The following is a 20301-nucleotide window of genomic DNA, read 5'->3' on the forward strand; positions in this document are numbered from 1 at the left end:
GTTGATCCGGAGCTGCGCGAGCACGCGCAACCTCGTTGTTCGGGCCACAAATTACCACAGCGCCAGGCTCGGCGCGAAAGCCTTTCAACTTCATTAACTTCACGGCGGCAACAATCCGTTCTCCCGCACCCGCCTATTCAGTTTCTATTGGCATCCCTACTATCCGCATTCTCACTCGGCCTTTCGCGAGCAACGGATACAACACGATGCGAATTCATGCTTCCGCTCCCACGCGCTACCACGGCGCGCAGATCGCCCTGCACTGGCTGATCGCGGTACTGATGATCGGCGGCTTCTATATCGGCTGGATCATGACCGATATCCCCGGCTTCACGCCGACGAAGCTCAAGTACTTCTCGTGGCACAAATGGATCGGCGTCACCGTGTTCGCGCTCGCGCTGCTGCGCCTGCTGTGGCGCGCAACGCACCGCGCGCCCGCGCTCGATGCCGCGACGCCCGCATGGCAGAAAGCCGCCGCGCACGCGGTGCATGGCCTGCTGTACCTGCTGATGCTGGCGATTCCGCTGTCCGGCTACTTCTATAGCTCGGCGGCCGGCATTCAGGTCGTGTATCTCGGCATCGTGCCGCTACCGACGATCATCGGCCCCGATCAGGCGCTCAAGCACACGCTGCGCACCATTCATGTGCTGCTCGATTACACGCTGCTCGCGCTCGTTGCGATGCATGTGCTCGCGGCGCTCAAGCATCAATTCGTCGATCGCGACGGCCTGCTCGCGCGAATGATCCCGTTTCTGTAAGTCCGGCAGTAACAAAACTGTCATCGGCGCAGTCATCAACGCGGTCACGAAGGCCGATTGGCTACGACTGGTTGGCAATCAAATTCCGCGCAGTGTGCAATCTGGCCACGCGGCTCCGATAGGATGCGTACCACCATGAAAACAACCGTATATCAATCCGCCCATCGCGCGGCACTCGCTTCCGTTGCCGCCCTTGCACTGTTCGGTGCCAACCTCGCGCACGCCGATGTCGACCTCGCTAAAAGCAGCGTGATCGCAACGACGAAACAGATGAACGTGCCCGTCGACGGCAAGTTCAAGAAGTTCTCCGCGCAACTGAATTTCGATCCGGCCAAGCCCGCCGCGGGCACTGCAAGCGTATCGATCGACACCGCGAGCTACGACCTCGGCGCCGACGATTACAACAAGCAGGCGCAAGGCAAGGAATGGTTCGACACCGCCGCGTGGCCCGCCGCCACGTTCGTATCGAGTTCGATCGCGCCGGCCGGCGGCAACCAGTACAAGGTGACCGGCAAGCTGACGATCAAGGGCAAATCGCAGACGGTCGTCGTGCCGGTCGTGATCGCCAGCCAGGGCGCCACGCAAACTTTCGACGGCTCGCTGCCGATTAAACGCACGCAGTTCGACGTCGGTACCGGCGAGTGGAAAGACACATCAGTCGTCGCCGACGAAGTCGTCATCAAATTTCATCTGGTCGCTTCGAAGAAGTAATGCACCACGCCGAAGCACTGTCTGAAACCTCACGTTACCTTCCGACATCTGGAGTCAAAATGAAAAAATCCTTCCTGCTCGCCGCGGGCGCACTCGCCGCCGCACTGTCGTTCAACGCGATGGCCGCCGATACCTACATGCTCGATCCGACCCACACGGCACCGAGCTTCGAAGCCGACCACTTCGGCGGCCTGTCGATCTGGCGCGGCAAGTTCAAGAAGAGCAGCGGCACCGTCGTGCTCGATCGCGCGGCGAAGACCGGCACCGTCGACGTGACGATCGATCTGACCTCGGTCGATATCGGCAACGACAAGCTCGACGAGGAACTCGTCGGCGACAAGTTCTTCGACACCGCGAAGTACCCGACGGCGACCTACAAGGGCACGCAGATCCGCTTCGACGGCGACAAGCCGGTCGAAGTGATCGGCTCGCTGACGATGCACGGCATCACGAAGCCGGTCAATCTGAAGATCGAATCGTTCAAGTGCATGCAGCACCCGGTGCTGAAGCGCGAAGTGTGCGGCACCGAATCGACCGCGACGTTCAATCGTGACGACTTCGGCGTCGACTTCGGCAAGGCGTATGGCTTCAACATGAAGACGACGCTGCATATCCAGGCTGAAGGCATCAAGCAGTAAGCGCTAGACGGTTGCGAGCTGGGAACGCCCCGGCTCGCGACTATTGAATCGCCGGGCTAACCGGTGCCGATGCCGGCGAGGTCTCACGCTCCCTGAGCCAGACCGCCAGTTCCGTACCGCGCATGGCCTTCGCAAACAGCCAGCCCTGCCCGTACTGAACGCCCCTGCTCCGCAGATACTCCACCTGCTCGTCGCGCTCGATACCTTCCGCGACGATCTCCACTCCCAGTTCGTGCGCCATCTCGATGATGTGCGGCGCAACGATGCTCGACGCCGCGTCCTGCGCAATCGTATCGACGAACGATTTGTCGATCTTCAGCACGTCGATCCTGAAGGTCTGCAGGTAAGCAAGGCTTGAATAGCCGGTGCCGAAATCGTCGATATACACGGGATGGCCGGCGCTCCTGAAAGCCGCTATGGTCTGCCGTGTCGAATCGGCGTTCAGGAAGCTGCGCTCCGTCGCTTCGATCCTGATCTGCGCGGCACGTATGCCGGTTTTGCTCAACCTCGCGGTAATCACGTTCAGAAAGCGCGGCGTGCGCAGATCCTCGCCGCTGACGTTGATCGACACGTAGAACGACGGCCGCGCGCGTAAAAGCTCCGCCAGCTGGTCGAGCGATTTTTCCAGCACGACGTCGGTCAGTGCCTGAATAAGCCCGTTCTGCTCGGCGACCGCAATGAAGATGTCCGGCGAAATATCGCGCCCGTTCAGGTTCACGCGGGTCAACGCTTCGACGCCGACGCATGCATCGCTCGCAAGATCGACGATAGGCTGGAACAGCACATCGATCTCCTTGCGCGCGATCGCCGCTTCGAACGCGGCCGGCAACGACACCTGCCGTGAAATCAGCTTGAATGCAAGCCAGCCGAACACGCCGCCGACAACGACGCCCATCGACAGCCACATCGTCAGCAAAGCGGGCCAGTCTTTCAGCACGCTGCTCCGTGGGCCTTTGACGATCACGCCCAGCGCGCGTGTCGCCGATCGCGCAAGCGCATAGTGCCATTCGTCGCTATCGACGTTGCCGTTGCGCTTCCACGCGTTCAGCATGTCGTCCTCATCCGCGCCGGGCGACACCACCACGATCGAGTTCAGGTAGGTGTTGACCATCGCCACCGGCCGGCGCGCGGGGTCGATGATATCGACGTACGACGCCGGGTCGATCGACACATACTGACCGTTGCGCCCGACCTGTACATCCTCGCGCACGTCGCTAAGCGGATTTTTCTGGCGAAACCAGATCAGATAGCCGTCATTGCTGCGCCAGCGCGGCGGCGGCAGCGCGACATCCTGCGCCTGGACATCGCCAAGCAACGGCGAACAGAGGTAACGCCCGTCGCCATACGTGCCCGCGTCGCGAATGTAGCGATAGTTGAAAATCACGTGAGCCGCGCGAGCCATGTACTCGGGCGAACACGGCGCATCGCGTTCGGCCTGCAGATCCGCGATCGCCGCGAAGGCCTGATAGGTCACGAGTTCGGTGCGCATCACGGCCTTTTCCGCGTATTGCTGCAGATCCTCCTGCTCGCGGCGCGCGACGTCCTTGCTGGCGATATAGATGCTGAGCAGCACCGGCAGAACCGTTGCGACGCAGCCTAGCGCGACATAGGCCGAAATCAGCGATATTCGCTTGACCATCTCTCAAGCCCCGTGATGAACGACCGCGGCAAAAGTCCGCCTCGAATGCGCGCCTCGAATGGCCGAGGCTTGGCGCCGGTAGCGCGCAACATGTGGGTATTAGTGTGAAGGATAGTGTGCGCCCCTGTCTTTTCAATAGCGCGCCGCATAACGTCGCAGAAAAGGTCGCGGCAAGCGTCGCTCCGGTGCGAGGACGGCAACGCGCGCGCGGCAAGGTGCTACGGCAAGGTACTATTACGCGTTGAAACCGGCGCCATGCACGCCGGCACGAACATTGTTTGCCGCCATCGCCCCGTCAGCCGCTTTTACCGCCCATGAATGCCCCGCTCCGCCGCATCGCGCACCTCGATATGGATGCGTTTTACGCATCCGTTGAGTTGCTGCGCTATCCGGAGCTGCGCGGGCACGCGGTGGTGATCGGCGGCGGGCGCAACAGCACGCCGGAAGTGCTCGCGGACGGCAGCCGCCGGTTTGCGAAACTGCGCGACTACGTGGGCCGCGGCGTCGTCACCACGTCCACCTACGAAGCGCGCGCGTTCGGCGTGTTTTCGGCGATGGGCATGATGAAGGCCGCCGCGCTCGCGCCCGACGCGGTCCTGCTGCCGACCGATTTCGAGTCGTACCGTCATTACTCGCGGCTTTTCAAGGCGGCGGTTAGAGCCTTCACCGATCGCATCGAGGATCGCGGTATCGACGAAATCTATATCGATCTGACCGATATGCCCGGCGAAGCGCGCGATATCGGCGCCCGCATCAAGCAGGCCGTCAACGATGCGACCGGCCTCACGTGCTCGATCTGCGTCGCGCCGAACAAGCTGCTCGCGAAGATCGGCTCGGAACTCGACAAGCCCAACGGTCTGACGATCCTCACGCCGGCCGACGTGCCGCTGCGCGTATGGCCGCTACCGGTGCGCAAGGTCAACGGCATCGGCCCGAAGGCGGCTGAAAAGCTGACCGCGCTCGGTCTCGCGACGGTCGGCGATCTGGCCGCCGCCGACGCCGGCCTGTTGCAGGACAACTTCGGGCGCAGCTATTCGGCGTGGCTGATGCAGGTCGCGCAGGGGCACGACGAACGGCCGGTCGTCGTCGAAGCCGAGCCGAGGTCGATCAGCCGTGAAACGACGTTCGAGCGCGATCTGCATCCGCGTCATGACCGGCCGGAATTATCGACGGTGTTCACCGGGCTATGTGTGCGCGTGGCCGAGGATCTGGTGCGCAAGGGTTATGTGGGCCGTACGATCGGCATCAAGCTGCGTTACGACGATTTCCGTACCGTCACGCGCGATCTGACGCTCGACGAAGCGACCGCCGACGCGATCGAAATCCGCCGGGCGGCGACCGAATGTTTGCGGCGGGTGGAGTTGAACCGCAAGCTGCGGCTGCTGGGCGTGCGCATCAGCACGCTGATGCCCGCCAGTGAACAGGCGTTGAAGCCGCGCTTGCCGGTTCAGGCCGACTTGCCTTTTGCGAGCGACGAATAGGCGGCATCGGCGGCCGCACCCGTATTCGCGCGCACCGCTGCGGCGGGCATCTCGCTCACCGGGCTCACCACTGAAGCCGCCACTGAAAACGAGAATGTATTGACGCCGTGCGCGCTATGCGCGGACACGGTACCGCGATGCATCTCCGCAATCGCCTTCACGATCGCCAGCCCGAGCCCGTGGTTTTCGCGGCTGTTGGTACGCGAAACCTCCGCGCGATAGAAGCGGTCGAACAGATGCTCGAGGACGTCCGGCGCGATCGGCGCGCCGGGATTGGCTACCGCGACGCGCAACTGATCGCCATCGCGCGCGATCGTTACGCTGATCGACGCGTCCGGCTCGCAATGCTGGATCGCATTCATCAGCAGGTTCGTGCAGGCGCGGCCGAACATCGACCGGTTCACGCGCGCCATTGCATCGCCGAGCAGATGCGCATGCACGCGCGCTTCTTCGAGCGGAATCTCCAGAAACTCCAGCGTATGCGCGACTTCGGCGGCGAGCGATACCTCGACGAGCCCCGTTGCGCGCTCGCCCTGATCGGCGCGCGCGAGGAACAGCATGTCGTTGATGATCGCGCGCATGCGCTCGTATTCTTCGAGATTCGATTGCAGCGTTTGACGCAAATCCTCGACCGAACGATTGCGGGTCAACGCGACTTCGGTCTGGCCGATCAGGATCGTGACCGGCGTGCGCAATTCATGCGCGACATCCGCGTTGAACGATTCGAGCCGGCCGTACGCGCCGTCGAGCCGTTCGAGCGCGCCGTTGAACGAGTTCGCCAGGTCGTTCAGTTCGAGCGGCAGCGACGCGGTGTTCAGCCGCTGCGAGCGATTGTTCGGACTGACCGCCGACGCATCGCGGGTCAGGCGCGTCAGCGGTTCGAGGCCGATCCGCGTGACCGAATAGCTGAGCAGCAGCACGCCGAGACTGCCGAGCGCGGACAGCGCGGCAAGCGCCGATGCGAACACACGCATCGTGCGCAGATTCGGCGAATAGCTGACGGCGACCTGCAACTGCACTGCCGGCCGGCCACCGTTGGCCTCCAGCGTCATCGTGGAAGTCAGCATGTCGGGGCCGCCGCCCGCCGGCGCAATGCGCGCGTAACCGCCGGCCCAGTCCTTCATGACCTCGCCCCGCACCGGCTCGCCGAAGTGGAAATTCGAGTCCGCGCTCGACACCGCAAATACGGTGCTGCGGTCGTTCGGCGTCATGTCGGTGAGCTTTTCGCGGGCCACGCGCCATTTGTCCGGCGTGACCGCGTGATAGACCATGATGCGTGCGATCTGCGTGCGATCGTCGAGCGATTCGCGCAGATGATGCTCAAGCTGCGTGCGCAGCACGAGAAACAGCCCGGTGCCGACCAGCGTGAACACGAACAGCGCGACGAGCGCGAACATCACTGCCAGTCGCCGGGCGATCGAGCGGTTCATGATGACTCAGCCTCTTCGCGCACTTCGAGCACGTAGCCCATGCCGCGCACCGTGTGCAGCAGTTTCGACGGAAACGGGCCGTCGAGTTTCGCGCGCAGCCGCTTGATCGCGGTTTCGACGACATTCGTGTGGCTGTCGAAATTGACGTCCCACACCAGTTCGGTAATCGCGGTCTTGGACAGAATATCGCCCTGGCGGCGCGCGAGCACGCTGAGCAGCTGAAACTCCTTCGCGGTCAGATCGAGCCGCACGCCGTCGCGCGTCGCGCGGCGGCCGATCAGATCGACGAACAGATCGCCGACCGAAATCAGCGTGGATTCCTGCGAGCGCGTGCGGCGCGCGAGCGCATGCAGCCGCTCGACGAGTTCGAGAAACGAAAAAGGCTTGGTCAGATAGTCGTCCGCGCCTTCGCGCAGTCCGCGCACGCGGTCGTTCACGTGATCGCGCGCGGTCAGCATGATGACCGGCGTCGATTTGCGCATGCGCAGCGCCTTCAGCACGCTGAAGCCGTCGCGCTTGGGCAGCATCACGTCGAGGACGATCACGTCGTAATCGAATTCGGTGGCCAGATGCATGCCTTCCTCGCCGTCGAGCGCGACATCGACGACCCACCCCTGCTCCGTCAGACCGGAGCGCAGGTAATCCACGACCTTGAGCTCGTCTTCAACGATCAGTAATTTCATCGCGTCCCCTGTCGATCAGAGTTAGCGCTTTAGCGCTTACTCTCATCCCATACGCAGCTTGTCTCGGAGTTGGCGCTGAAGCGCTTTATTCCGGTCCCATGCAGTCGCTGCATGTATCTGCATTATACGAAGCGCCCCGAATTTCCGACGCCGAAGCCAACGCATCGGCGACACGGCCGGCTGAAGCGCTTCAGCGTGCAGGAGCCGGCGTGTCCTTCTGTTGCGTGCTGTTCGGTACATCGGCAACCTTCGTGGCGTTCGCCATGTCCGCCGCCTTTGCCGCGCCGCCATTGTCGGCACTATCCCAGCCGCCGCCCAGCGCCTTCACCAGCGCAACCGACAGCGTCAGTTGCTGGCCGTGAATCTGCACGTCCTGACGCTCGCTCGTCAGCAGCGATTGCTGCGCATCGATCACGTTCAGATACGCGACGAGCCCGCCCGAATAGCGGTCGTTCGCGAGCGACAACAGGCGCCGCGCATCCTCGACTGCTTCATGCGACTGCTTCGCCGCGCCGTCCAGCACCGACAACCCCGTGATGCCGTCCTGCACCTGCTGGAACGCGGCCAGCACGGTCTGCCGATAAGTCGCCTCGTTCGCCTTGTAGCCCTCGCTGGCAAACTTGACGTTAGCCGCGCGGCGGCCGCCGTCGAACAGCACCTGGCTGACCGTCGCGCCAAGCGTCCACATCAGCGTCGGCGCGCTCAGCAGGCTGGCGAACTCGGTGCTTTCCCAACCGATGCCGGGCGTCAGTGTCAGGCTCGGGAAGAACGCGGCCTTGGCCACGCCGATCTGCGCATTGGCCGCCGCCATCGCACGCTCCGCCGAAGCGATATCGGGCCGGCGTTGCAGCACGTCGCTCGGCACGCCGAGCGGAATCGCCGGCGCCTTGATGTCGAGCACCTTCGGCGCGATCGCGAACTGCGGCGCCGGCACGCCGACCAAAGCGGCGATCGCGTGTTCGAACTGCGCGCGCTGGTTCAGCAGCAGTTGCGCCTGCACACGCGTCGCGTCGAGCTGCGATTTCTGCTGCAGCACGTCGAGCCCCGACACCGCGCCGAGGTCATGCTCGGAGTTCACGTAGTCGAGTGCTTTCTGCTGCAGCTTGACCGACTGGTTCAGCACGTCGATCTCGTTGTCGAGTTCACGCAGCGAGAAATAGTCGGTCGCGACGTCGGTCGTCAGCACGAGACGCGCGTTCGCCAGATCGTCGGCGGACTGCTCGGCCGATGCCTTCGCGCCTTCCACCTCGCGGCGAATGCGGCCGAACAGATCGGTGTCGTACGTGAGCGTCGGGCCGAGCTGAATGTTGTTCTGCACCGTCGATTGCGTCGGCGTCGCGTAGTTCGTCACCGGCCGGTCGCTCGAAATCTTGAAGCGCGAACCCGTTGCGCCCAGATCGACTTCGGGCACCCGCTGCGCGCTGAGGTTCGCGAGCGTCGCCTTCGACTGCTCGTAATGCGCGCTCGCGGCAACCAAAGTCTGGTTCTGCGCGAGGGCTTGCTTTTCCAGATCGGCGAGCGTCGGATCGGCAAAACCCGTCCACCAGTCCGGCGCGATCGGCGCATGCGACGGCGCGGCGACGCGCCAGAACGAATCGGTATGCCAGTCGGGCGGCACCTCGGCCTGCGGCCGCTGATAATCCGGGCCAACCGTGCAAGCAGCGAGCAGCGCCGCACCGGCGAGTGCCGTCAGCGTCGTGAATGCGGTGCCCGACGTGAGGGCGGCGAGCGCGGCGGCAGCTCGTGCGGTAACAGCTCGCGTTGTAGCAGCTCTGTCTGGAGTCGCGAACTTCACGACGCCCCCTTGCTGTTTTTCTGCGGCTCAACCTGCACATGATCGCCATCGGCGATCGAATCGCTCGGGTTGATGATGATGTGATCGGTCGGCTCGAGGCCGCTTTCGATTTCTAGCGTCTGGCCGAGGTCCTGCGCAATCACGACCTTATGCAGGCTCACGTTACCGTTCGCATCGACGACCGCGACGCGCGGACCTTCGGCGCGGAACAGCAGCGCATTGCCCGGTATCGTCAGGCGCGCATGCGCGGTCGCGGGCACCGCGACCTGCACGTAGGCGCCGGGGCGCAGCTTGTCGTCGGGATTCGGCAGCGTCACTTCGATCTGCAGCGAACGCGTGGGCACGTCGATCGCGCCGGACATATGCGTGATCTTGCCGTCGAATTGCTGACCCGGCAGCTCGGCCTGCGTGACCACGACCTTCTGCCCGACCGCGACGTTCTGCGCATATGCCTGCGGCAACTGCACATAGACACGCAACGGGTCCGACTGCGCGAGCGCGAACAGCGCCCGGCTCGTGCCGCTGCCGGCGTCGATCAGGTCACCGACATCGACATTGCGCTGCGTGACCACGCCGGTGAACGGCGCGACGATCCGCTTGAACGATTCGAGCTGCTGCAAGCGCTTGACGTTCGCATCCGCCGCGGCGAGATTCGCGACGCCCTGCGTGTAAGTGCTTTGCCGTTCGTCGAGTTCCTGTTGCGACACCGCATCGCGCTGCTTTAATTGCTGCCAGCGTTCGAGCGAGCTTTTCGCGAGGCCGAGGCTCGAATTGATCTGCTGACGCTGCGCCAATGCCTGCGCCAATTCCTGGTCGATTTCCGGCGTGTCGAGTTCGGCCAGCAGTTGACCCTGCTTCACGTGCGTGCCGATGTCGGCATACCAGTGCAACAGATAACCGGTCGAGCGCGCGTAGATCGGCGATTCCACATAGCCGCGCAGCGTGCCCGGCAGCAGCGTGTTGCCACCGCTATCGGTCTGCTTCGGCATCACGGTGTTCACGTATTGAATGGCGTTCTGCTGCGTCGTCGCCTCGACTTCGCGGCTTTGCAGCACGTTGGCGATCACCGTGCGCAGCGCGCCGATCGCGAGCAGCACCAGCACGATCAGGGCCGCGATCTTCGCACGCTTCCATTCGCGATGGCGCGGCGGCAGCAGGTGTTCCCCTTCCTCGGTTTCCCGCGCGGGGATCGCTAGCGATGCATGAGTCTTTTCTGTCATCTCAGTCAACCATCGTTTAACTTTTACGCGGGCGCGGCCGCACTGCTGTGCTCAGGCGCGGCACTGCCGGCGCGACTGCCACCCTTATCACCGCCACTACCGTCACCGCCATTGCCGCCGTCATGCGGGTCCGGGTCGCCGTCGTTGTTCTTACGGCGTGCCAGCCACGAATGAATCCCCGCGAACACGAGCGGCACGAAAAACAGCGTGGATACCGTCGCGAACAGCAGGCCGCCGATTACCGCGCGGCCCAGCGGCGCATTCTGCTCGGCGCCTTCACCGAGACCCAGCGCCATCGGAATCATGCCGATGATCATCGCGAAAGCGGTCATCAGCACCGGGCGAATCCGGCTCGCGCCGGCTTCGAGCGCGGCGGTGAGCGGCGGCGCGCCGGCCGTGAGCCGTTGGCGCGCGAACGCGACCATCAGAATACTGTTCGCGGTCGCGACCCCCATCGTCATGATCGCGCCGGTCAGCGCCGGCACGCTCAGATGCGTGCCGGTGAGGAACAGCATCCACACGATGCCCGCGAGCGCGGCCGGCAACGCGCTGACGATGATCAGCGGATCGACCCACGACTGGAAGTTCACGACGATCAACAGATACACCAGCACGATCGCCATGGCCACGCCAAGACCTAGCCCGAGGAACGAACTGCGCATCGTCTGCACCTGGCCGCGCACGATGATCGTGCTGCCGCGCGGCAGCGTCGCGCGCGCCTGGTTGACCAGCTTGTCGACCTGGTTCGCGACGCTGCCGAGGTCACGCTTCTCGACGCTCACGTACAGGTCGATCACCGGCCGGATGTTGTAGTGCGACACTTCCGCGAACTGCGATTTCTGCGACACCTGCACGAGGTTGCCGAGCAACTGCGTCGGTCCGTTCAGCGTCGGCGACACTGGCGTGCGCAGCAGATCGTCCATTGACGACACCAGGTACTGCGGCGTTTGCACCGCCACCTTGTATTCGACGCCGTTGCGGTTGTTGACCCAGAATCCCGGCGACGTCTGCGAACTGCCCGACAACGACACGAGCACGTTCTGCGCGACGTTGTTCGCGCTCAGGTTCAGTTGTTGCAGGCGCGTACGGTCCATGCGCAGACTGAGCACCGGCTCGTCCGGCTTCTGCTGGATATGGGTATCGACCGTGCCGGGAACCAGCCGTACCTGCTTCATCAGCTTGCGCGCGACGTCGAAGTTACCCTGCAGGTTCGCACCGGAAATCTGCACATCCACCGCGGCGGGCAAGCCGAAGTTCAGGATCTGCGTAATGATGTCGGCCGGCTGGAAGAAGAAATCGACGCCCGGAAAGCGCTGCGGCAAGACCTTGCGCAGCTTGTCCATATAGACCTGCGACGGCGCGTGGCCCTCGTTCAACGCAATCTGGATCTCGCCGTCGAGCGTGCCCATCGTGCCCGAGTTGCTGTACGACAGGTTGATACCGCTATAAGGCAGACCGAGGTTGTCGAGAATCGTGCCCAAGTCTTGCGGCGGCACGACTTCGCGGATCACCTGTTCGACCTCGTCGGCAAGGCGCGCGGTTTCCTCGATGCGGGTGCCGGTCGGCGCGCGCATATGCAGACGGATATCGCCCGCGTCGACGCTCGGGAAGAAGTCTTCGCCGAGCACGAGGCCAAGTCCCAGCGACAGCACGCAGAAGCCGAGGAACACCGTGCCGAACATCTTGCGACGCACGAGCAGGCTGCTCAGGATCATGATGTAGCCCGCGCGCATGCGTTCGAAGCCCGCGTCGAAGCGGTGATAGACGCGCATGAACAGATTCGGCTTCGTACCTGGCTTCGGCTTGTGCGCGTGGCCCATCAGCAGCATCGCCAGCGTCGGCACCAGCGTACGCGACAGAATGTACGACGCGAGCATCGCGAACACGACGGCTTCCGCCAGCGGCACGAACAGATAGCGCGCGACGCCGGTCAGGAAGAACATCGGCACGAACACGATACAGATACACAGCGTCGACACGAGCGCCGGCACCGCGATTTCGCCCGCGCCGTCGAGAATCGCGTCGTGCAGATTGGTGCCCATGTGCAGATGGCGCTCGATGTTCTCGATCGTCACCGTTGCATCGTCCACCAATATCCCGACCGCGAGTGCGAGACCGCCGAGCGTCATGATGTTGATGGTCTGGCCTAGCGCGTGCAGCACGATCAACGACGACAGAATCGACAGTGGAATCGAGATCGCGATGATGCAGGTGCTACGCCAGTTGCCGAGAAACAGCAGGATCATCGCGGCGGTCAGCGCGGCGGCCACCAGTGCCTCGCGCACCACACCCTGCACCGCCGCTTTCACGAACACCGACTGGTCGAACAGCGGCGTGATCTGCAGATCGGCGGGCAAGGTCGCGCGTGCACCCGGCAACAGGCCTTTGAGCGAATCGACGATCGATAGTGTCGATGCGTTACCGTTCTTCAGTACCGACATCAGCACGCCGCGATGGCCGTTCTGCCGCACGATGTTGGTCTGCGGCGAATAGCCGTCGCGCACGTGCGCGACTTCGCGCAGATAGGTGGTCGCGCCGTTGACCGTGCGCACCGGAATGTCGTTGAGGCCTTCGATCGTGGACGGCGAGCCGTTCATGTCGACCGTGTATTCCTTCGGCCCGATCTTGGCCGTACCCGTCGGCAGAATCAGGTTCTGCGCGTTGAACGCGTTGACCACGTCGGTCGGGGTCAGGCCTTTGGCGAGCAGCGCGCGCGTATCGAGGTCGACCGAAATCAGACGCGATTTACCGCCGTACGGATACGGCACGGCCGCGCCCGGAATCGTCACGAGCTGCGGACGCAGGAAGTTCAGCGCGACGTCGTTCAGATCCTGCTCGGAGAGCTTCGGACTCGACAGGCCGAGCTGGATCACCGGAATACTGGAGGCCGAATAGCTGATGACCAGCGGCGCCGTGGCGCCCGGCGGCATCTGTTTGAGCTGCGCCTGCTCGACCGCCACGGTCTGCGCGATCGCGCTCTGGATATTCGCGGTCGGCTGCAGAAATACCTTCAGGATCGCGATACCCGGCAGCGATTGCGATTCGATGTGCTCGATGTCGTTGACCGTGGTGGTCAGACTGCGCTCGTTGACGGACGTGACCCGGGTGGCCATGTCCTCGGCCGACAAACCGGTGTACGTCCAGATGATACTGACGACCGGAATATTGATTTCCGGCAGCACGTCGACAGGCGTGGTGAACAACACGAATGGCGTCGCCAGCACGATCAGAATCGCCATCACGATGAACGTGTATGGCCGCTTAAGCGCTACGTTGACGATCCACATTGAAACGAGCCAGAGAGGATGCGGGTGGAAGGGAGGGCTGTAATTTGCGGCTATGCTAGATCGATAGCACCAACGGCTGCATGACGCCAAAATGGCGGAATTGTCAGGAAGGCATTTGTAATGATTGAGCGATGGGTTTAGTAATACTGCCGGCGTCGCGAATTTATCGTCCGATGACCGACCAGCAGGCGTCTGTCGAATAAAGTTAACGACAGTTAATGAAAAGTCTGTAGATCCGCACCCTGCGTCCCGTCCGAAATATTGTGAAACATGCTTTCAGATTGATTCGCGAAAAGCGGCGTTGGGTAGACGTACGCTCGTAAAAAAACCGGCCAACCGCGCCTATGCGATTGACCGGCTTTTTCGTTTGAAACGATCAGCCCGCGTGGGGCCGTCGCTTTCGGTGCTTATTTGGCGAACAGTGCCGACATATCGGCAAATGCCTTGAATTCGAGCGCGTTGCCCGACGGATCGAGGAAGAACATTGTTGCCTGCTCACCGACCTCGCCCTTGAAACGCACATGCGGCTCGATGATGAACTGGATGCCGGCGTTTTGCAGCTTGTCCGCGGCGGCCTGCCATTGCGCCATCGACAGCACCGCGCCGAAGTGGCGCACCGGCACGGAATCGCCGTCCACTTCGCTCGTCTGACGATGGCCGATTTCGTCCGGCGCGAGATGCGCGACGATCTGATGGCCGTAGAAGTTGAAATCGACCCATGCGTCCGAACTGCGCCCTTCCGGGCAGCCGAGCAGTTCGCCGTAAAACTCGCGCGCGGCGGCGAGGCTATGAACAGGAAACGCCAGATGGAACGGCGGCACAGCGGTTTCGGCAGCGCTCATCAGAAAAGACTCGCTAAATAAAGGTGTGGGGATGATAGAGCAATGATGTGGGGCCGAGTTTAACCATTAAAAAAAGTGCTGAGAAACGATATATATTTGAGCTGACCAACACCAAAATCGATCAATCGATCATGCTCAGCGAACTGAAGACCTTCATCGCCGTCAGCCAGTACGGCACATTTTCCGGTGCGGGCGCACGCATCGGGCTCACGCAATCGGCGGTCAGCGCGCAGATGCAACGACTGGAAGAAGAACTCGGCTTCCCGCTGTTCGACCGGACCGGGCGCTCCGCGACGCTCAACGAGGCCGGCCGCGACACGCTCGTGCTCGCCGAGGAAATGATGACGCTCTATGCGCGGCTCTCCGAACGCGGCGCGGGCGCGGCCGAAAGCGGCATGCTGCGGGTCGGCGCGATCGCGTCCGCGCAGGTGGCGCTGCTCGCCGACGCGCTCGCGCGCTTTCGCGACGACCGCCCCGGCTGGCGGATTCGGGTCGTGCCGGGGGTGTCGCTGGGTCTGCTGGGCCAGGTCGATGCCGGCGAACTCGATCTTGCCGTGATCATCCGGCCGCCGTTCGCGCTGCCGTCCGAACTCGAATGGCGCACGCTCGTCAGCGAGCCGTTCGTGCTGCTTGCGCCGAAAAAGCTCGCGCGCGGCGCACGCTCGTGGCGCGAACTGCTGAGGAGCGAGCCGTTTATCCGTTATGACCGCGCGTCGTTCGGCGGCCGGCTCGTCGAGCGCTTTCTGCGGCGCGCGCGCGTGACCGTACGCGACGCGATCGAACTCGACGAATTACAGGCGATCGTGCAACTGGTCGCGCGCGGCATGGGCGTCGCGCTGATTCCGAACACAGCCGGGCTCGGCAAGTGGCCGGCGAACGTCGTCGCGCTGCCACTCGACGACGCGACGTTTCATCGGGAAATCGGTCTGGTGCAGCGGCCACGGCATAGCCGGCAGGCGGTGGCGGATGCGCTCGCCGACTGTATTGCGGGCGCCGCGGGTACGTGATCGTCGGCTTATGAGCTGAACGCAAGGAGCGGCGAGCACGGATCGAACCAATCCGTTCTACCGGCCCTCGCGTCGATTGTGCTGCTGTCCGACGAGGCAACTGTATCTGTGAGTCGCGCAGCGCGGCGCGCAGAATCGCCGCTTACGCGTGGAGCTTGCGCGCCCCTTTCCGCCTGCATTTCAGGCCGTATTTCTGCCCTCACCTTCTGCCCGCCATGATCGCCAGCCCTGTGCTCACCGCCGATGTCCTGATCGCCTACAGCGCCTATTTCGTCGGCACCGCGAGCCCCGGGCCGAGCAATCTCGCGATCATGTCGCTCGCGATGAGTTCGGGCCGGCGCGCCGCGCTGACCTTCGCGCTCGGCGTCGTGTCGGGCTCGTTCTCATGGGCGCTGCTCGCGTCGCTCGGTTTGTCGGCGGTGCTCGCCAGCTATTCGCAGTGCCTCGTCGCGATCAGGATCGCGGGCGGCCTGTATCTGCTGTGGCTCGGCTTCAAATCCGCGCGCTCGGCGCTCAGTGCCGACGAGCCGGCCACGATCACCACGCGCAGCGACGAACCGCTGAAGCGGCTTTATCTGCGCGGCCTGCTGCTGCATCTGACGAACCCGAAGGCGGTGCTGGTGTGGATGTCGATCGTGTCGCTCGCGATGTCGCCGGTCCACGGTGCCGCACACGTGATGCCGGTCGTGCTCGGCTGCATGGTGATCGGCACGGCGGTGTTCAGCAGCTACGCGGTGCTGTTCTCGACCGCGTCCGCGCGGCGCATCTATACGGCGATCCGCCGTTGGCTCGACGGCTCGCTCGCGGTCATGTTCGGCATCGCCGGGCTCAAGCTGCTGACGTCGCGAAACTAGTGCGAGCTTTTATGGCTTGGCGTGCGGCCGGCTTGCGCGCCGCTCTGCGATACTGGCGGCATCGGCCGATGACCGGCCCAGGCCACGCGCACAGATAGAAACGATGAACGGCAACGACAGCGATAACGGCAACGAGGCACCCCAATCCACCCCACGCTCGCCGCTGCAAAAGCGGCTCTATTTGACCGGCACGGCGATCCTGCTCGCCGGCTTCATCGCCGCGGCACTCATTTATGCGAGCGCACCGCCGCCGGATAGCGCGGTCGCGATGTACAGCATCGTCGATCCGCGCTATCAGATCGAGCTACAGCAGATCGGCGGCAATGCCGCGGTGCTGATGGCGCAGCTTCATCAATGGTTCGACAGTCTTTGGCACGGTGTCAGGCTCGCTTATACCGTCGCGGTGCTGGGCATCATCGGTGCGGGCGTGTGCTTTTTCATCGGCCATTTTTTCGCGGACGACGAAGCGGCGCGCTAATAGCGGCATCGGCGGCGCCCCGCTTGTACTAAGGCGCGCCCTTGACCCGCTCATGCGGCTGCTCGACGCCGGCTGCCAGCAACGCTTCATGCAGCGTACTGAAAATGCAGCGCGACTCGACGATCGGCGTGATCCCGTGCCGGTCCATATCCGAGCGCAGATACCGGTTCACGCGCGCGAAAATCACCTCGATACCGTTTTGCTTGAGCGCCGCGCACAATTCGCCGACCGAGCGCGCCGCCGAGTAGTCGAGATCGGTGATCGCGCTCGCATCCACGACGAACCAGCGCATCGCGCTCGGTGCGCGATCGATCAGGCGGCGCGCGTCGTCGACGAAGAAATGATCGTTCGCGTAGAACAGGTCGGCGCCGAAGCGATAGACGATCAGCCCCGGCGCGGTCTCGATGCCGGGCACCGCCGGCACCGGCACCCACAAGCCGTCGTCGCCGGGCGCAAGCACCATCGTGTGCGGCCGGTAGCTGTGGCGCACGTGACGCAGCAGCGACACCGCGACCGCCACCAGAATCCCGTGCTCGACGCCGATCAGCACGACCGCCGCCGCGGTGAACACCGCCAGCGCGAATTCGCCGGGACTTTCGCCGCGGATCGCAAACAGCCCCCGCAGATCGACCAGGCCGACCGCGATCGTAAACACGATGCTCGCGAGAATGCAGTGCGGCAGATACTGCAAAAAGCGGCTGAAAAATAGCAGCACCGCGACGACGACCGCCGCGAACACCAGTTGCCCGAACTGGCTGCGCGTGCCGGCGCGATCGGCCATCGCGGTCTGCGTCAGGCTGCCGTTGACGACAAACGCGCCCGAGAACGCCGCCGCCGCATTGGCCGCGGCGATGCCGAGCAGGTCCGCGTTGGTATCGACCGGCTCGTGGTAGCGCTCGGCAAACACGCGGCTCGCAGCGGCGCTTTGCGCGACGATCATCACGAAGCAGGAGGCGGCGACCGGCACGAGGTCGAGCATCTGCTGCCACGTCACCAACGGAATGCGCAGCGGCGGCAATCCGCCTTCGACCGGGCCGAGAACCGAAATGCCGTGGGCCGCGAAATCGAGCAGGTCGCTGGCGGCAATGCCCGCGACGACCGCGATCAACGGCACCGGCAAACGCGGCCACAAACGTTTGCACACCAGAATCACGACCACCACGAGCGCCGAAATCGCGAATGTCGGCACGTTGATGTGCGCGGCTTCGCGCACCACCAGCAGCAATTGATCGATGCTGCGCGTCGCGTGTCCGGTCACGCCGAACATATCGCCGAGCATCGCGATGCCAACCTGCACGCCGACGCCCGCCAGAAAACCGACCAGCACGGTACGCGACAGAAAATCGGCAAGAAAGCCGAGCTTGAAGATGCGCGCGACGAGCAGTAACGCCGCGGTCAGCAGCGCGACCATCGCGGCGAGCGCCGCGTATTCGGCGCTCGAAGCCGGCGCCATCGTCGCCAGGCGGCTCGCGAAAATAGTGGCGGTGGCGGAGTCGGCCGCGACGACCAGATGCCGCGACGCGCCGAAAAACGCGAACGCAACGAGCGGCAGGAAAACGGTGTAAAGCCCGGTGACCGCGGGCATGCCGGCGATGCGCGCGTAGCCGAGCACCTGCGGAATATCCATCGACGCAAGCTGCACACCGGCCAGCGCATCACGCGCCGCTGCCACCCCATTCAGTGGAAGAACGCCTCTCAGTACGCTGAAGCGCGCGGTCATCTGCTGCAGAAAGTCTCGCATACGCGATGCTGCCCTGAAAACTTAGGTTATCGGGCATCGTGCCGCGAGTCGGCACACAAAGGCAAGACTTGATAAGACCGAACAGGTTATTGAACGGAATAGAACACAAGAAAGCGTATCGAAAGAAATCGAATATCCGCTCACGGTTGCTTAAAGCTGATCAATCGCCAATCACAAGCAAATTGAAAGAAAATCTCTCCATGCTGCCATTGGGACAATAGCCCTGGAATTTAACGCTTGAAGCGGCCCGTCGCCGGATCCACATGCCGCGCAAAACCGAACAGCGCAGCGATGCAGATGGGACAAGCAATCAGAAAGACTGCCAGCATCACCACGCACCCCGTAACAAATTGTTACTGCGTAGTGTAAAGAAATTACATGCGAATTAAATGAGGGAAAACCGCAAAGCACTATTGCAGAGGATTACGGGATTCTTCGAAAAAGATCACGATCGGCGGGCGACGAAAGGAAATTATCGGCAAGCGTGGTGAGCGAAAAGATGTCCGTGATCGCGGGCAAAGCGTTGTCGTGGCTGGCTCGCGGCTTTGCCCCTATTTGGGCGTCATAGCCGCATACGGCGCATGGCGCCGAGCGGAGCGGCGCCGAGTGACACGATTGCGCGGCGAACCTGTCCGCGTGTTGATACCGGCGCCGCACTATGAGATCAGCAGTTCCAGCGCGTTACCTGCCGCGCTGTGATTTTTTCGGCCGGCGCCGGTCCGACCGAGCCGCGCATCGTCACGCTGACCGGAAACTCCCGGAAAATCTCCCACGAAGTCCGGTAGCACTGGTTGATCAGCCAGCGCACCGCGTTCTGCGTGAGTTCGGCGGTCGGAATATGGACCGATGTGAGTCCGGGCGCCGCATAGGCGGCCGAATAATCGTCGTCGTAACCGATCACGGAAATATCGTCGGGCACCGAAATACCCGCCTGATGGAAGCGCGCAAGCACGCTGACCGCCATCGTGTCGTTCGCGCAGAACAGGCCTGTGAAGTGCCGCTTCGAATCGAGCAGTTGTTGCGCAGCCGCATAGCCGCCTTCCGGCGAGAAGTCCGATTCGATCAGCGTGACATCGTCGCGCGCGATGCCAGCGCGCGCCAGCTCGGCGAAAAAGCCTTCGATCCGCGTCTGGTTGTCCGACGCGGTCGACGGCCCCGAAATCACCGCGATATCGCGATGCCCATGGTCGAGCAGCGTGCGCGCCGCCAGTTCGCCGCCGCGCCAGTGGTCCGCGCAGAACGACGCCTCCGGCAACTGCTCGAACGCGCGATTGAGGAACACCATCTTCGGATGCATGCCGTGTAGCATGATCAGGTCTTCGTCGTGCAGATCGTGGCTGATCACGACAACGCCATCGCAATCGCGGCCGATCAGAAAGCGCACCGCCTCGATCGCCTGTTCGCGCGGCGACACCTCCCCGCAGCCGGTCGCGACCACCACATGGCGGCGTACCGCGCGCAGTTCGGTGTCGGTCTGCTTCAGAATCGTGCCGTAGTAGGAGCCGAAAAACGTCGGCACGAAAATGCCGATGATGCCGAGCTGCTGCGTTGCCATCGCCCGACCGATCGACGACGGGCGGAAGTTCAGCGCTTCGATCGCCGCCTTCACGCGGGCGGCCGCATCGGCGGAAACCGGTCCTTTGCCGGAAATGGCTCGTGAGGCGGTCGACATGCCCACGCCGGCCAGTTCCGCGACATCCTTGAGAGTTGCCACGCGGTTCTCCATCAAGCCTTTAT

Annotated in this window: 16 protein-coding genes; 7 read left to right on the forward strand and 9 right to left on the reverse strand. The window is 63.3% G+C overall.

Annotation, left to right across the window (positions count from 1 at the left end; translation table 11 throughout):
• The first annotated feature begins 206 nt into the window (after positions 1-206).
• The 3 genes from L0U82_RS27100 to L0U82_RS27110 all read left to right on the forward strand — a co-directional run bounded on the left by L0U82_RS27100 (position 207) and on the right by L0U82_RS27110 (position 2107).
• The gene (locus L0U82_RS27100) at positions 207-758 is read left to right on the forward strand and encodes a cytochrome b (protein WP_233835946.1); all 552 of its coding nucleotides are present in this window, start codon (positions 207-209) and stop codon (positions 756-758) included.
• 135 nt (positions 759-893) lie between these two features.
• A complete protein-coding gene (locus L0U82_RS27105; RefSeq protein ID WP_233835948.1) occupies positions 894-1469 on the forward strand; it encodes a YceI family protein in 576 nt (191 codons plus the stop codon).
• Between the two features lie 59 nt (positions 1470-1528).
• Positions 1529-2107, forward strand: a complete 579-nt coding sequence (locus L0U82_RS27110; protein WP_233835950.1) for a YceI family protein — start codon at positions 1529-1531, stop codon at positions 2105-2107.
• 40 nt (positions 2108-2147) lie between these two features.
• Here the strand turns inward: L0U82_RS27110 and L0U82_RS27115 are convergent, their stop codons facing one another.
• Positions 2148-3746 carry an EAL domain-containing protein gene (locus L0U82_RS27115; protein ID WP_233835952.1) on the reverse strand — a complete coding sequence of 533 codons (1599 nt, stop codon included), beginning with the start codon at positions 3744-3746 and terminating at the stop codon, positions 2148-2150.
• Between the two features lie 314 nt (positions 3747-4060).
• Here L0U82_RS27115 and dinB point away from each other — a divergent pair, with 314 nt between their 5' ends.
• A complete protein-coding gene (gene dinB / locus L0U82_RS27120; protein WP_233835954.1) occupies positions 4061-5227 on the forward strand; it encodes a DNA polymerase IV in 1167 nt (388 codons plus the stop codon).
• Here dinB and L0U82_RS27125 read toward each other — a convergent pair.
• The 6 genes from L0U82_RS27125 to L0U82_RS27150 form a co-directional block, all read right to left on the reverse strand.
• A complete protein-coding gene (locus L0U82_RS27125; RefSeq protein WP_233835955.1) occupies positions 5194-6657 on the reverse strand; it encodes a heavy metal sensor histidine kinase in 1464 nt (487 codons plus the stop codon). The two genes, dinB and L0U82_RS27125, sit on opposite strands and share 34 nt — an antisense overlap.
• Positions 6654-7340, reverse strand: coding sequence for a heavy metal response regulator transcription factor (locus tag L0U82_RS27130; protein ID WP_233835956.1), 687 nt, complete (start codon positions 7338-7340; stop codon positions 6654-6656). The genes L0U82_RS27125 and L0U82_RS27130 overlap by 4 nt, the downstream gene beginning before the upstream one ends.
• Before the next feature lie 190 nt (positions 7341-7530).
• A complete protein-coding gene (locus L0U82_RS27135) occupies positions 7531-9033 on the reverse strand; it encodes an efflux transporter outer membrane subunit (RefSeq protein ID WP_233837517.1) in 1503 nt (500 codons plus the stop codon).
• A gap of 98 nt (positions 9034-9131) precedes the next feature.
• Positions 9132-10355 carry an efflux RND transporter periplasmic adaptor subunit gene (locus L0U82_RS27140; protein WP_233835957.1) on the reverse strand — a complete coding sequence of 408 codons (1224 nt, stop codon included), beginning with the start codon at positions 10353-10355 and terminating at the stop codon, positions 9132-9134.
• A 23-nt stretch (positions 10356-10378) separates the two neighbouring features.
• Positions 10379-13642, reverse strand: a complete 3264-nt coding sequence (locus L0U82_RS27145) for an efflux RND transporter permease subunit (protein WP_233835958.1) — start codon at positions 13640-13642, stop codon at positions 10379-10381.
• A 407-nt stretch (positions 13643-14049) separates the two neighbouring features.
• The gene (locus L0U82_RS27150) at positions 14050-14484 is read right to left on the reverse strand and encodes a VOC family protein (RefSeq protein WP_233835959.1); all 435 of its coding nucleotides are present in this window, start codon (positions 14482-14484) and stop codon (positions 14050-14052) included.
• A gap of 131 nt (positions 14485-14615) precedes the next feature.
• On the opposite strand from L0U82_RS27150, the gene L0U82_RS27155 reads away from it, so the two are divergent.
• The 3 genes from L0U82_RS27155 to L0U82_RS27165 all read left to right on the forward strand — a co-directional run bounded on the left by L0U82_RS27155 (position 14616) and on the right by L0U82_RS27165 (position 16823).
• The gene (locus tag L0U82_RS27155; protein WP_233835960.1) at positions 14616-15491 is read left to right on the forward strand and encodes a LysR family transcriptional regulator; all 876 of its coding nucleotides are present in this window, start codon (positions 14616-14618) and stop codon (positions 15489-15491) included.
• 215 nt (positions 15492-15706) lie between these two features.
• The gene (locus tag L0U82_RS27160; protein WP_233835962.1) at positions 15707-16345 is read left to right on the forward strand and encodes a LysE family translocator; all 639 of its coding nucleotides are present in this window, start codon (positions 15707-15709) and stop codon (positions 16343-16345) included.
• A gap of 103 nt (positions 16346-16448) precedes the next feature.
• Positions 16449-16823 carry a hypothetical protein gene (locus tag L0U82_RS27165; protein WP_233835964.1) on the forward strand — a complete coding sequence of 125 codons (375 nt, stop codon included), beginning with the start codon at positions 16449-16451 and terminating at the stop codon, positions 16821-16823.
• 28 nt (positions 16824-16851) lie between these two features.
• On the opposite strand, the gene L0U82_RS27170 is transcribed toward L0U82_RS27165, so the two are convergent.
• Together L0U82_RS27170 and L0U82_RS27175 are read right to left on the reverse strand one after the other, a co-directional pair.
• A complete protein-coding gene (locus tag L0U82_RS27170) occupies positions 16852-18564 on the reverse strand; it encodes a SulP family inorganic anion transporter (RefSeq protein ID WP_233835966.1) in 1713 nt (570 codons plus the stop codon).
• A 664-nt stretch (positions 18565-19228) separates the two neighbouring features.
• The gene (locus L0U82_RS27175) at positions 19229-20290 is read right to left on the reverse strand and encodes a LacI family DNA-binding transcriptional regulator (RefSeq protein ID WP_233835968.1); all 1062 of its coding nucleotides are present in this window, start codon (positions 20288-20290) and stop codon (positions 19229-19231) included.
• Positions 20291-20301 lie beyond the last annotated feature (11 nt).

It is taken from the genome of Paraburkholderia sp. ZP32-5, assembly GCF_021390495.1.
Taxonomy (GTDB): Bacteria; Pseudomonadota; Gammaproteobacteria; order Burkholderiales; family Burkholderiaceae; genus Paraburkholderia.